Source organism: Pseudomonas japonica (genome assembly GCF_013522925.1).
Lineage (GTDB): Bacteria > Pseudomonadota > Gammaproteobacteria > Pseudomonadales > Pseudomonadaceae > Aquipseudomonas > Aquipseudomonas japonica_A.
This window is the reverse complement of the sequence record NZ_JAAMQU010000018.1, coordinates 16,674-30,620: the sequence shown is the minus strand read 5'-3', so window position 1 is coordinate 30,620 and position 13,947 is coordinate 16,674. Positions and strand designations below refer to the sequence as shown.

Annotated in this window: 7 protein-coding genes and 3 pseudogenes; 7 read left to right on the top strand and 3 right to left on the bottom strand. The window is 61.8% G+C overall.

Annotated features, from left to right (window positions below; translation table 11 throughout):
* The first annotated feature begins 11 nt into the window (after nt 1–11).
* A pseudogene (locus tag G7016_RS22550) lies at nt 12–941 on the top strand (AEC family transporter).
* Between the two features lie 4 nt (nt 942–945).
* On the opposite strand, the gene G7016_RS22545 reads toward G7016_RS22550, so the two are convergent.
* Together G7016_RS22545 and parS are read right to left on the bottom strand one after the other, a co-directional pair.
* Complete coding sequence (locus tag G7016_RS22545) at nt 946–1,407, bottom strand: RES family NAD+ phosphorylase (protein WP_181117946.1); 462 nt, start codon at nt 1,405–1,407, stop codon at nt 946–948.
* Nucleotides 1,404–1,853, bottom strand: a complete 450-nt coding sequence (gene parS / locus G7016_RS22540; RefSeq protein WP_181117945.1) for a type II RES/Xre toxin-antitoxin system antitoxin — start codon at nt 1,851–1,853, stop codon at nt 1,404–1,406. The genes G7016_RS22545 and parS overlap by 4 nt, the downstream gene beginning before the upstream one ends.
* 50 nt (nt 1,854–1,903) lie before the next feature.
* Here parS and G7016_RS25700 point away from each other — a divergent pair.
* Together G7016_RS25700 and G7016_RS25695 are read left to right on the top strand one after the other, a co-directional pair.
* A pseudogene (locus G7016_RS25700) lies at nt 1,904–2,947 on the top strand (cache domain-containing protein); the annotation flags it as partial.
* On the top strand, nt 2,933–4,063 hold the full coding sequence (locus G7016_RS25695; RefSeq protein WP_375139230.1) for a methyl-accepting chemotaxis protein: 1,131 nt from the start codon (nt 2,933–2,935) through the stop codon (nt 4,061–4,063). The pseudogene G7016_RS25700 and the gene G7016_RS25695, both read left to right, overlap by 15 nt.
* Nucleotide 4,064: 1 nt before the next feature.
* Here G7016_RS25695 and G7016_RS22530 read toward each other — a convergent pair whose 3' ends face one another.
* Nucleotides 4,065–5,477: a YncE family protein gene (locus tag G7016_RS22530; protein WP_219856346.1), complete on the bottom strand. Its 1,413-nt coding sequence runs from the start codon at nt 5,475–5,477 to the stop codon at nt 4,065–4,067.
* A gap of 767 nt (nt 5,478–6,244) precedes the next feature.
* On the opposite strand from G7016_RS22530, the gene G7016_RS22525 reads away from it, so the two are divergent.
* The 4 genes and pseudogenes from G7016_RS22525 to G7016_RS22510 all read left to right on the top strand — a co-directional run.
* Entirely contained in the window at nt 6,245–10,333 is a 4,089-nt protein-coding gene (locus tag G7016_RS22525; protein WP_258195303.1) for a M10 family metallopeptidase C-terminal domain-containing protein, read from the top strand.
* A 140-nt stretch (nt 10,334–10,473) separates the two neighbouring features.
* On the top strand, nt 10,474–12,519 hold the full coding sequence (locus tag G7016_RS22520) for a M10 family metallopeptidase C-terminal domain-containing protein (protein ID WP_181117942.1): 2,046 nt from the start codon (nt 10,474–10,476) through the stop codon (nt 12,517–12,519).
* A 317-nt stretch (nt 12,520–12,836) separates the two neighbouring features.
* Nucleotides 12,837–13,523 (top strand): CsgG/HfaB family protein, encoded by a 687-nt coding sequence (locus G7016_RS22515; protein WP_181117941.1) that lies wholly within the window; start codon nt 12,837–12,839, stop codon nt 13,521–13,523.
* Nucleotides 13,524–13,538: 15 nt separating this feature from the next.
* Nucleotides 13,539–13,874, top strand: a pseudogene (locus G7016_RS22510) (DUF4810 domain-containing protein); the annotation flags it as partial.
* Nucleotides 13,875–13,947: the final 73 nt, after the last annotated feature.

Here is a 13,947-nt window from a genome sequence, read left to right as displayed (position 1 = left end):
TGGCTACCTGAATGAACACCGTACTTGTTGTAATCGCCCCCATCTTTTCTTTAATCCTGCTCGGCTATGCCTCCGGGCGCACCCGCCGCCTGGGCGAGCATGCGGCGTCGGAACTGAACAAACTGGTGGTGTGGCTGTGCCTGCCGGCGCTGCTGTTCAAGGTGACCGCGACGGCGGTGTGGGCGCAGATCTGGCAGCCGGGCTTTATCCTTAGTTTCGGGCTGGGCTGCATGGCGGTGTTTTTCGGCACGCTGGCCTGGAAAGTCGCCCGGGGCAAGCGCCTGGTGGAGGGCAGCATTGATGGCCTCAGCGCGGCGTATGCCAACACCGGGTATATCGGCATACCGTTGTGCCTGATGGTCCTGGGCCCTTCGGGGCTGGAGCCGGCCCTTATCTCATCGCTGATCGTGGTATGCGTGCTCTTTGCGGTGGCCGTCACGCTGGTGGAAGTGGGCTTGCAAGCGGAGCCGAACCTAGCGCGGGCGGGCTTGGCCGTCACGACGGCGCTGTTGAAAAACCCGCTGGTGGTCACACCCGTGGCAGGCGCGTTCTGGGCCAGTACTGGCCTGGGGCTGGCAGCGCCGGTCACCCAGCTGCTGGACATGCTGGCAGCGGCGACCACGCCCTGCGCGCTCATCTCACTGGGGTTGTTCCTCGCCCGCCCGGGCAAGCCGGCCAGCCAGAGTGCCTGGCCACTGGTGCTGCTCAACCTGGTGGGCCAGCCACTGATCACCGGCTGACTGGCCTTCAAGGTGTTCGTGCTGCCCCCGCTGTGGGCCCACTCGGCGCTGCTGCTGAGCGCGCTGCCTACCGGCACGGGGCCGTTCATGATCGCCGAATACCATAAGCGTGAAGCCGGCACTATCTCCCGGGTGATTCTGCTGTCCACGCTGGGGTCCGTGGTCACGTTGTCGGCGTGTATCGTGTGGATTGGGGGTTGAGGCTCTATAGCAACCGAGTGTCCAGATCGAAATCCAGCAGCCGTGCTCCTGACGCAGCCTTGGCAAACGCAGGATGGTCAATATCAAGCAGGTAATTCCATTCGCGCGGCACAATAACACTGGGTAGCCCAAGGGCAAGACTCTGGCCGGAGGCTAGCCAGGTATCGCCATGGCTTGCAGTTTCCAATGGAGCGGGTTCGGCTCGCCAGTTATTGGGCAGTTCAGTTATATCGGCGTAGAGCACCAGGTCGTCATCGACCTCCATCTCGAACATCGCATAGTGATGGGCCAGTTCAGCGTCGCTCAAATGTGCAAGAACCTCCAGAAGAGCCAGCGATTCGCTACCCGCGCCGTATACGCACGCTAAACCTTTGCTGTTCCACCGACCGCCATAACGTTTGGCTGCCTCTCCATCGAATGCATGTGCGCTCCATTTTTTCTTCACCAGGCGATAAATCCGGGTCACGCGATTACCCCATGCTCCAAGCGCCCAATGAGGTCCAGCACAGCAGTTGTTTCCGCCGAGGTTCGCGCCATCTCGATCGGGCGTCGCCCACCCAGGCCCCGCACTGGCTCGGATAGCCAATGCCGAGTGGCTACTTCGTCACCCTCGAACAATTCGAAAGCCGCACTCAATATTTGAGCCAGCCGGTACAAGCGATCACTTTCCTCAGTGTTGAAGCGCTTGCTTTTCAATCGGCGTTGCAACGTGGCGGGAGGGATCAATGCATACGAGGCCAAAGCATTCTTGGCAACGCCGATGGCAACAGATAGATGATCCAATACTGAAACGGAGAAGCCTTCATGCAAGGCCCGATAGAGCGGTTCTCCCCGCTCCGGAATGCCAAGGCTGTACCACAAGCCCGGCCGAATGGGTGGGACAGGGTGATAGATGCGCGATGAGATGTCCATAATGGTTCCTGATATCGCTCTAATCATTTGATAGGTTTAGTTTGCTCCAAATGATAGATTTTGCCAAGCACTTCGGTGGTTTGGATAGCGTGTCGCCTACCACCCATACCCGCCCGTCGCCCCGCCACGCCAACTCCCGCCGCGCACCCTCAACCTTTGCCAACCGCAGCCGTAACACCGTCCAGACACCCCTTGTTCTGGAGCCCCCTATGGCCCTTTTACCTACGCGTATCGCCGGGCGCATGACCTTCGGCATTCTGGCACTGCTGGCGCTCACCGCGTTGGCGATCTACGCGGTGATGGCCATCGGCGGCAAGCCGAGGCTGATTGCAGCTGGCACCGAGGCGGCGGAGCAGTCCGCGAGCGCCATCACCCGGCAGCTGGCGTTGCAGCTCAACCGTATCGAAGGGACCACTGCCGCAGTGGCGCACCTGGCCCAGAGCCTTCCCCACGATGAAGCCTTGGTGAAGGCCAACCTGCCGGGCGTGATCGACAGCCAGGGTGACCGTGCCATCGCCGGTGGCGGCCTGTGGCCAGAGCCTAATGCCTTTACCCCGGGTATAGAGCGGCGCAGTTTCTTCTGGGCGCGCAATGCCAGCAACGGCCTGGACTATTCCGAGGAGTACAACGGCGCGCAGGCGGCCCCGTACCATGCCGAAGCCTGGTACACCGGCGCACGCACGGCGCCCGGTGGCCGCTGTGTATGGTCCGACGCGTATCAGGACCCGATCAGCGGCGTGGCCATGACCACTTGCAGCGTGCCGTACCAGGCCAATGGTGCGTTTGCCGGCGTTGCCACCGTGGACTTGAAGCTGGACGGCCTGGCTGACTTTCTCAAGGCCAAGGGCAACGTGACGGGTGGTTACGCCTTCGCGGTGGACCAAAGCGGCAACGTGCTGTTCTTCCCCGAGGCCAAGGGTGATAAAGGCAGCCTGCCGACGATGGCCAACCTGGCCAAGGCCATGCCTTGGCTGCAACCGGTAGCGGCCAGCCTCGGCAACAAGAATACCGCCCCTGCAACCTTGTACCTGGACGAAGACGGCCGCTTGGGCGGGCCGGCCTACGTCACCTTGGAAACCATGGAAAGCACGGGCTGGCGCATCGGCCTGGTCACACCGCAGGCGCGGGTAGTGGGCCTGGCCAATGAGCTCACCCAACAAATGATGCTGTTCCTGCTGCCACTGCTGGCCGTGTTGCTGGGCCTGGCCTGGTTCGCCGGCAAGCGGCTGCTGTCGCAGCTGGAAGAAACCACCGCGCAGATCGCTCGCCTCGGCGAAGGCGGGCAGGGTGCCACCGAGCTGGACATCCGCCGGGCCGACGAAATCGGCGCGCTGCGCGCGGCGGTGAACCGCTACGCGGGCTCCCTGCGCGACATGCTCAAGCGGATCGCCGACGAATCGGTATCGCTGGAGGCCCAGGCCAACGCGCTCGCCCACTTGTCCAGCGGGCTGGCCGAGCGGGCCGAAGCGCAGCGCGAAGACAACACCCTGCTGGCTGCGGCGGTGACTGAAATGTCCGCCAGTGCCAGCGAAGTGGCGCGCAATACCAGTGACTGCTCGGAAACTGCCCGCCGTTCGCTACTGGACGCCCAGGACGGGCAGACACAGGTACACCGCAACAGCCAGTCGATCGAGGCGCTGGCCGGCGACATCAATGGTGCGGCGGGGGCGATCACCCGGCTTGGCACCGACATCGAGCGTGTGGGGAGCGTGCTGGACGTGATCAAGTCCATCTCGGAGCAAACCAACCTGCTGGCGCTCAATGCCGCTATCGAAGCCGCGCGTGCCGGGGAGCAGGGCCGAGGGTTCGCCGTGGTGGCGGACGAAGTGCGCACCCTGGCAGGCCGTACGCAAACGTCGGCCAACGAGATCCAGGAGATGATCACCCAGCTGCGCCAGGCTTCGACGGTGGCGGTGACCACCATGCAGAACGGTGCCGAGCGCACCCGTGAAGCGGTGCACCAGGCCAGTGGCGTGTCGGGTACCTTGGGCACCACGGTGAACAGCTTCGACGACATCGTGCAGCGGGCCCAGCAGATTGCCGTGGCGGCGCAGCAGCAAAGCCATGTGACCCATGAGATCAACGAACTGGCCGTGCGGATTCACACGGCCAGTGAGGAGGGCGCCCGCGATGCCAGTGCCCTGCGCGAGCTGGGGCAAGGCATGCAGGCGATCTCGAGCCGGCTGGGCGGGCTCAGCCGAGGGAAGTAGCTTATTTCACCGGGCTGAAGCGGGTGATGCGATCGCCTTCGGCGTCGTCCTGGCCCTTGGCCTTGTTCACGGCGTAAACGTTGCCTTTCCCGTCCACGGTCACGTGGTTGGGGAAGGTGCCGTCGGGCAGGTTGGCGACCAGCTTGCCGTCCGGGTCTACCACGGAAAGGGTACCGGACACGCGGTTGGTCACGTACGCCAGGCGCTTGACCGGGTCGAACGCCACGTTCAGCGGGCCGGCGCCGGTGCTCACCCGGTGCAGCGTCTTGCCGCTGGCCAAGTCGACGATGGCCAGGTTGTCGCTGCCCTGAGCGGCCACGAACAGGCGGTTGGTTTTGGCGTCATACGCCACGCCCATGGCCATCTTGATCCCTTCTACCGGGATCACTTTCTCTACCGTGCCGGTCTTGGCATCCACTACCGCGGCTTCTTCGGTGCTCAGGCTCACGGCGTACAGCTTGTGGGCCGCTGCGTCCAGGTGCAGGCTGGCCACGGAGAACTGGCTGCCCCATTTCAGCGACTTGACCTGGATCGGGGTAGGTTCGGCCAGGGTTTTGGTGTCGAACATGGCAATCACCGGCGTGCCGGTCGCCGAGGCGAAGGCGCGGCCCAGCGTTGGGTCGATCACCACGTCACGGGCGTGGGCCACGGTGCCCGGGGCGAACTGCTTGACCAGGCTAAGATCGGCCTGCCGGTACACGGCTACGGCATTCTGGCGGGTGTTGGTGACCCACACGTTGCCGTTCTGGTCGTCCACGCCCACGCCATACACGGCGAACACGCTGCCGTCGTCGCTGCCGGGAGCAACTGCGGGGGTAACCCGGGCTTCCACGGCGAGCGTTTCGCCGTTGAGCCTGAGCAGCTCCGAGGCCTTCACCGGCGGGCGGCCCACGGCGGATGTCACGAACACCGCGCCGGTTTTGGCGCTGACAGCAGACTGATACAGCCCGGGTGCCAGTTTGGCGCTGACCTGCTTGTAGGCCTCGGTATTGGATACCGGTACCACCGGCGACACTTTCAGCGGGAACACGGCCGCAGCCGAGGGGTTGCTGACCGCCACCAGGATAGGCTGCAAGCCCACCGCCGCATCGGCCGGCACCTTCAGGCTGGCGCTGAACGTGCCTTTTTCGTCCGCCACGTAGGCGTCCGTGTTCAGCACGGTGTTGCCACGCATGAGGGTAATCCGCTGCCCCGGCTTGAAGTCGCGCCCCTGCAGCTGCACTTCGCTGCCTGCGGTAATGGCGGTGCCACGGGGGCCCTGTGCGTTGATCTCACCTTTATAGGTGGCGTCTGGCGCATCGAACACAGTAGCGGCCTGGGCGGTTTGCACGCCCAAGGCCATCAGGCCAAGTAGCGAAACCATGGTGCAGAGCTGGCGGCCGGTCGGCGCCAGGCGGGCGTTGCCTGTTCCCATCTGGGACTCCTTGTTGAATAGACAGCAGGCGCGCGCAACCCAGTGGTTGCGAAGCGGTGGCGAAGGTTAACAAGAACCATTCGCAAAATGATACAAGAAAGTGCCATCAGGCGATGCCTTTCCCTATCTGCTCCTGGCCCTTGACGGCCTGCTTCCCAATGGGTCGCCAAAGCACCGCTCTATGCTTATGCAAAACGGCATAGCACCTCGCTCACGTAGGTCGGCATGCAAGCCGTGACCTTTCGTTGACGTCCGTTCATCCCGTGCCGAAGTTATCCCGCACTTGCTCCCGCAGCTAATTGAGCGCAGTCATTAGCTATCTCCGAGACTTGCGACTATGGTACCCGGGAAAGGCAGTAATGAACTCACACATAACTAACTAATATGCCACCATCCCCTTGGTCAGTTGCTGATCGAAATCTGCAATCAATTATTGCAGCAATATGAACGCTAAAAAACCGCGTAAACCATTGATGTACAAAGGTTTTCCGCATTTACATCCGGTGTCGGAGTAGTACTGCGTACTCGATGAAAGCGGGTTTAAAGTTCCTGGGGCATAAGGTATCTGGAAGAGAGGTTGATTATCTAGAGAGTCATTCTCGATGAGTGGCGTCGTAAGTTCCAAGAATATTGACGCCATTAAAAGTTAACCACGGCTTTGTTCAATTTTTTAATGCCAGAAAAGGCATCAGCGAGAGACGAATACCTGCGTGAGCAACCCGCACGTAACCATTTTTCGATGCCAGCCCATCATGGAGATCAACCCCTTGATTTATAACGTGAAAGATTATTCAGCGAAAGGAAATGGCACTGCAGACGACACCCAGGCCATTCAACGCGCTATCGAGGCGGCGTACAAGGCAGGCGGTGGTGATGTGTATGTTCCCGCCGGTACCTATAAGGTTTCTGCAGGCGACGAGCCCGGCGATGGCTGTTTGATGTTGCGCAATAACGTCCACCTGTACGGTGCTGGAATGGGCAAGACAGTCATCAAGGTTGCGGATGGTTCCGATACCAAGATCACTGGCGTGATCCGCTCCGAGTACGGGGAGCAGAATCACGATTTCGGGATCAAGGACCTGACCATCGACGGTAACCGCGCCAACACAACCGGCAAGATTGACGGCTGGTTCAACGGTTACATTCCTGGCAAAGCCGGGCACGACTCCAATGTCACAATCGACAGCGTCGAAGTCAAAAACTGCTCGGGCTATGGTTTCGACCCCCATGAACAGACCTGGAACATGGTCCTCAAGAACAGCGTGGCGCACGGAAACGGCCTGGACGGCTTCGTTGCCGATTACCTGGTGAATAGCTCGTTCGTGAACAACACCAGCTACGGCAATGACCGCCACGGCTTCAATGTGGTGACCAGCACCAACGATTTCACCATGCGCGACAACAACGCCTACAACAACGGCAGCACCGGCATCGTGCTACAGCGCGGTGACGAAGACCTCGCCGCACCGAACGACATCGTTATCAGTGGCGGGAGCGTTTACGGTAACAAGGCCGAAGGGGTGCTGCTCAAGCTGGTTCATGATGTGACCGTCAGCGGGGTGGATATCCACGACAATGCCCGCTCCGGAGTCCGCCTGTACGGCAGCTCGGACGTGGAGCTGCTGAACAATTCCATTCAAAAGAACTCCCTGGCGGTGACCTCCCCGGAAGTCGTGATTCAGTCGTATGACGATAGCCGTGGGGCGTCCGGTGACTACTTCAATGGCAGCAATAACCTGATCCAGGGAAACACCATCGTCGGCAGCGACCGGTCCACCTATGGTGTGGCCGAAGTGGATGAGAAAGGCACCGATCACAATACCCTGATCAATAACACCATCAGCCACGTCTCCCGCGGTGACACGGCGCTCTACGGCGACGGCAGCACCGTCAGCGGGAGCCAGGGCTCGCTGATCGGCACCAGCGGCAACGACAACCTGATGGGTACCGGTGCCGGCGAAACCCTGATGGGCTATGCCGGGAAGGATACGGTCAATGGCGCCGGCGGCAACGACGTGCTGGTGGGCGGGGCGGGCGTGGACAAGCTTATCGGGGGCACGGGCAGCGATACCTTCCGCTTCACCGCCGCCACTGACAGCTATCGCACGGCCAGTTTGACGGCCAAGGATACGGTGACCGACTTCAGCGCCAGCGGCGACAAGATTGACGTGGCGGCCTTGGGGTTCACCGGGCTGGGCAATGGGCACGGCAACACCTTGAACGTTTCTTACAACGCAACCAGCAACCTTACCTACCTCAAGGATTTTGATGCCGACGCCAACGGTGTGCGCTTTGAGCTGGGCCTGACCGGCAACTACCTCAGCAGCCTCAAGGCGTCCAATTTCGTGTTTGCCAAAACATCCACTGCCAAGCTCGATGCCCTGAACCTGGATGCCGCAGTGGCAGTCACTGCCCTGGCAGCGGCCGCCGTGGCCAACCCGCTCAATGGCACGGCGGGCGATGACGTCCTGATAGGCGACGGCCCGGCTAATACCATCAACGGCCTGGCAGGCAAGGACCGCATCGAAGGGATGGGAGGCAACGACCGCCTGACCGGCGGCGCGGGCGTCGATACGCTGACCGGTGGTACAGGCACCGACACCTTCGTCTATACCGCGCGCAGCGACAGCTACCGTACCACCAGCGGCACGGTAGCCAGCGACCTCATCAAGGACTTCAGCACCGACCGCATCGACCTCTCTGCCTTGGGTATCACCGGCCTGGGTGATGGTTACGGCACCACCGTCAAGGTGAGCACCAGCAGTGATGGCAGCAAGACCTACATCAAGTCTTTCGTGGCGGATGCGGCTGGGGAACGCCTGGAGATCTCGTTACAGGGCAACCAGTTGAGCAACCTGAGCGCCAGCAAGTTCATCTTCGCCGGTACCTCAGGCACCAACCTCACCGGTACCAGCGGCAACGACAACCTGGTGGGCACCGCCAGCGGCGAGTCGCTGCTAGGCCTGGCTGGCAACGACACCCTCAAGGCGGGGGATGGCAATGACACGCTCGACGGCGGCGCGGGCAAGGACTCGCTCTATGGGCAGGGCGGCGCCGATACCTTCCGCTTCAGCAAAATGCTCGACAGCTACCGCGACTATGACTCCGGCGGCGTGACCGCCACCGACACTATCTTCGATTTCGTCCGCGGCCAGGACAAGATCGACGTCAGCGCGCTGGGCTTTTTTGCCCTTGGCAGCGGCAGCGGGCATACCCTGTACACAACGTACAGCGCCTCCTCCAACAAGACCTACATCAAGACCAACGATGCTGATAGCGATGGCAATCGTTTCGAAGTCGCCCTCAGTGGCAACCTTGCGCTGACGTCCAGCGACTTCGTATTCGCCCCGCACACCACGGCGGGCATCGAATTTCTGCCCACCCTGGGCCAGTCCAACGCACGCCTGATGCGGGTGACTGAAGACGACAGCCAGTCGGGTATCACGGAACTGGTCAAGGACCTGAGCCGCTACACGCCTCTGGATGTGCGCAGCCAGTTCAATGATTCCAACGGCAACCCCGTGGACATCGCCATTGGCGGCACCACCGTCACCGGGCTTTCTACAGATACGGCCGCGGAGAAGGCCCTGAGCTGGTGGTTCACCGACACCAACAAGCCGGGGCCTGTGCTTACCCGGGCAGTCGACCTGCTCAAGAGCCAGATCGCGACCCTGAGCAAGACCGACCCGGTAAACCTGGACATCATCTGGGGGCAAGGCGAGGAGGGCGCCCAGGCGATCGCCAGGGCCAGCGACAAGACGGCGGCCGAAGCCCTGTACAAGGCCTCGACCTTGAAGGTGTTCGACTACCTGCATGCACAGCTGGGGGACTTTACGGTTTACCTGATGGAAACCGGCCACTATGCCGAGGACGGCGCCCGCTACCGTGGCTATTCCGAAAGCAAGATCGCCGGCATTGTCGACGGCACCGTGCATGTTCGGCACGCCCAGGAGGCCATGGCCGCCGAGCGCGCGGACGTACAACTCGCCGTCGACTACACCGACCTGCCCCTGCGCCAGGAAGTGGACCCGGTGACGTACCCGGATGACGTGTGGCACCTGCACGAAGAGTCGGCGGAAATCGTCGGCCAGCGCCTGGCCGATTACATCGCCAACGACCTGGGCTACAAGGGCAACCCCAGCGACAACAACGACCCTGGCGCCATCACCGCCTCGAGCTCGAACCAGAATGGGCGGATACAGGGCACCGACGTGGCCGACACCCTGGTGGCGACCGGCTCGGAAAGCCAGGTGCTCAACGGTGACGTGGGCGCCGACACCCTGATTGGCAAAGGCACGGGCAGCACCCTGTATATCGTCGACAACGTTGGCGACACCGTGACCGAAACCGACGCCAACACAGCGCATGTCGATACCGTGCAAAGCTCGGTGAGCTGGACGTTGGGCAACAACGTCGAAGAGCTCGACCTTGCCGGTAACAAGGCCCTGGCCGGAACCGGCAATGCCCTGGATAACGTGCTGACGGGCAACGCGGGGAACAACGTACTCGATGGCAAGGGCGGCAGTGACACCCTGGTCGGCGGCGGCGGTGCCGATGTGTACCGGTTCAGTGCATGGCACGACATGGGCGTGGGCGCCGCGGGCGATCAGATCGAGGGGTTCAGTGAGGCCGAGGGCGACAAGATCGATCTCACCGGCCTGGATGCCAATCCGCTCACAGCGGCCATGGACGGCTTCAAGTTCATCGGCAGCGCGGCGTTCAGTGCCGACGCCACCGGTGAGCTGCGGTTCGCCGATGGCGTGCTGCAGGGCAGCCAGGATGCCAACGGCACGCCGGACTTCGAGGTGCGGATGGTAGGTGTCGATGAGCTCCGCTCGGTGGACCTGGTGGGGTAGGGGAATGGGCGCCCGCTTGAAGGTTGCGGCCTTCAGGCGACGGCGCCAATTGATTCGGACGAAGCGCCCTCGGTGAAGGCGTATTTCCAACTACCGTTTGAGGCACACCCGACCTCTTTCGTTGGGATTCGGAGATTGTCATGATTTCTGCCTCTTCCACTACCCTGCCAGCTACTACCCTGCGCACCGGCAAGACCGTTGTCGATGTCTCAGGCCTCAATGACTCCAGCCACAGTGTCGCTATTACCAGCGCCGGCAAAGTGCAGATGGTAGGGCTGACGTCCGACGGCGACCGCTCGGATTACGCGGTGGTAAGCCTGACGCCCGACGGCCAACGCAACTTCAGCTACGACCACGACGGCATTGAGCGACTTCCCGCTGTGGTGCCTGTCAGTGACAGCGGTGACCTTACGACGCAACCTTCTGGCCAGAACCTGACCAGCCAGATCTTGAATGACAACGGCACCTACAACCTGAGCATCCTGGCGCTTGGCGCCACTGCGAATGATCGGCCATCCGAGTTGTTGTCGGTGGCTATCCCCGCGCAAGGCGACGCGCCTGCCTACTCCAGCGTGCAAGCGCTCGCGGACGGCATGTTGTTAGCGAGCGCCCGCAGCGACACCACCCTCACCCTGGTGCGGTTCAACGACCAAGGGGCCCTCGACCAGGCCTTCGGCCGGGGCGGCATCGCCACCTTCGCCCTGCCAGACGGGATGCCTGTCATCACCGAAACGTCGCTGGCCCTCCAATCCAATGGTGATGTGTTGCTCGCCGGTTACCGCTACCCCGGCGGAACCGCCGATTTCAGCCTCACGCGGTATCACTCGGACGGCACACTCGACACCCGCTTCGGTACCGATGGCACGGTGACCGTGGACGTGGCCGACGGCAACGATTACGCCCGGGTGGTGACGCAGCAAGCGGACGGCAAACTGCTGATCGCTGGCACCAGTGACAAGGGTGATAACGAAGTGGGCGATGGCAACTTCAACTTCAGCGTGGTTCGGCTGAATGCGGACGGCAGCCTGGACACCAGCTTTGGCGATGGCGGCAAGGCCATGTTCGACTTTGAAGGTGGTCGCGATGGCGCGCAAACCATCACCGTGCTGGATGACGGCAAACTCCTGCTGACCGGCGCTGCGTACAACGCCGACGGCAACGCGGACTTCGCCGCCTTGCGGCTTAACGCAGACGGCACGCTGGATACCAGCTTCGGCGACCCGGTTGGGCATTTGCGCCATATCAACGGCCAGGACAGCAACGACCTCATAGTAGGCACCGCTGCGGATGAAGCCATTTCCGGGGATGCGGGGAACGACTTGCTCGATGGCGGTGGCGGCCGTGACCAGCTCAGCGGCGGCGCGGGCAGCGACGTCTTCCGCTTCTCTTCAAGGGAGGACAGCTACCGTACCGACAGCGAAAGCTTCAGCGACCACATCACCGATTTCAATCCGGTACGGGACGTGCTTGACCTTGCAGCGCTGGGCTATACCGGGCTGGGCGACGGCTACGGCAATACACTGGCCTTGCGAGTAGATGCCGAAGCCAACCGTACCTACCTTACGAGTATGGAGCCCAACGCGGACGGCCACCGCTTCGAACTCGTGCTCAACGGTGACCTGAGCGGGCAGCTGGACGAATACCACCTCTTGTTTGCGCCCTATGTGTTCGAAGGCGCAGATGACTCGAGTTCCTACATTGCTGGCAGTGTGACCACCGAATTACTAGGCAAGGGGGGCGATGACCGGCTGTACGGTGGGCTGGGTAATGACATCCTCGATGGCGGCGCCGGCCGCGATATCCTCTTTGGCTCTGAGGGGGCCGATACTTACAGGTTCACCTCACTGAGCGACAGCTACCGTGACGAAGGGCAGAACTTCAGCGACCGTATCGCCGACTTTGACGTATTCAACGACCGCATCGACGTGTCCGCGCTCGGCTTCACCACTCTGGGGGACGGCCATGACGGCACACTGGCTTTGATGGTGAATGATGATGGAACCACGACTTACCTCAAAAGCTTCGACGCAAATGCACAAGGCGAGCGCTTCGAGGTCAGCCTCAGGGGCGACCTGAGCCAGACGCTGAGCACCGATGCGATCATATTTGCCCAGCCGGACAGTGATTTGGCGGAACTGGCGCTTCTAGGTGTGGCGGGCGGGCATCAGGAGGCTGCGGTCGTATAGGCGTTCATCGCTGGTTTCCAGTCAGTCGCCACGTTCCTGGATGTGCTGCTTTGGGTCGGTTGCGGCAGTGTAAGCCATAATCGATCCGAAGCCGGGGCCAGGAACGGGGGCGTGCACCTGCGTACCGGCGCTTTTCCCGTACTCCCTGTACGCGAGGGCAATTTCCTTAAAGTACATCGGCCAGTGACACTGGCTCTGCGCTCAATAAATTTCGACTCCCTACTAGTGGCTATTGGCTTCCATCCCTATAATCCCACCGCTTGCGCGCCTTGCGGCGAGAGCGCAATGGACGCCACTACCCCTACAAGGAGCTGTTTGTGAACCCCAATTTTCCCAAGGTTGCCCTGCCTGTACTGGCAACGCTTGCCCTGGCCGCACTGTCTGGCTGCGCCGCTACCGAAACGTCCCGGGCGTTGCCGGTGGCACAAGTGGAGAGTGTTGCCCGGCCCTACAGCGGCGCGCGCTCGCCCATCGCAGTGGGGAAGTTCGACAACCGCTCCAGCTACATGCGTGGGATCTTCTCTGACGGCGTCGACCGCCTCGGCAGTCAGGCAAAGACCATTCTGGTTACCCATCTCCAGCAGACCGGCCGCTTCAATGTGCTGGACCGCGACAATCTGGGCGAAATCCAGCAGGAAGCGGGCTTCAAGGGCCAGGTCCAGCGCCTGAAGGGCGCTGACTATGTGGTGACGGGCGACGTTACCGAGTTCGGTCGCAAGGAGGTAGGCGATCAGCAGCTGTTCGGGATACTTGGCCGGGCCAAGAGCCAAGTGGCCTATGCCAAGGTTGCTCTGAACATCGTTGATAGCGCTACTTCCGAAGTGGTGTATTCCACCCAAGGCGCCGGGGAATACGCACTCTCCAACCGCGAGATCATTGGCTTTGGCGGTACCGCCAGTTATGACTCGACCCTGAACGGCAAGGTATTGGACCTGGCTGTGCGCGAGGCAGTGAACAAGCTCGCAAGCGCCGTGGACAGTGGCGCCTGGAAACCCCAACACTGATCAAGGGATTGATGCATGAACATCGTATTGAAATGCGCGGCCACCGCTCTGGTGTGCGGCTGGCTTGCTGGGTGCGCCGGCCCACGGACCTTGTATCAGTGGGAAGGCTACCAGGCAGAGGTGCGCGGCTACTTCAAGGGTGATTCCAAGGAAGCCCAATTGCAGGCGCTGGAGGCTGGGCTGGAGCGGATCAAGGCCAAGAACGGCGCGGTGCCGCCCGGCTATCACGCACAGATGGGCTTGCTGTGTGCTGATCTTGGCCAACCGGGGCGCACGGTGCAGGAGTTTCAGGCGGAGAAAGCACTGTTTCCCGAATCGGGCGCATACATGGACTTTCTGCTGAAAAATGCGGGCAGTAAAACGGCCTCGTCTGCCACTGCCCCAGGCGCCGATGTTGCCAAGGCTGCCGCTCAGGAAGGGGCAC

Coding starts and splice junctions, on each gene's coding strand:
- parS (WP_181117945.1), bottom strand. CDS start 1,853: ATGGACATCTCATCGCGCATCTATCACCCTGTCCCACCCATTCGGCCG.
- G7016_RS25695 (WP_375139230.1), top strand. CDS start 2,933: ATGGAAAGCACGGGCTGGCGCATCGGCCTGGTCACACCGCAGGCGCGG.
- G7016_RS22530 (WP_219856346.1), bottom strand. CDS start 5,477: ATGGGAACAGGCAACGCCCGCCTGGCGCCGACCGGCCGCCAGCTCTGC.
- G7016_RS22520 (WP_181117942.1), top strand. CDS start 10,474: ATGATTTCTGCCTCTTCCACTACCCTGCCAGCTACTACCCTGCGCACC.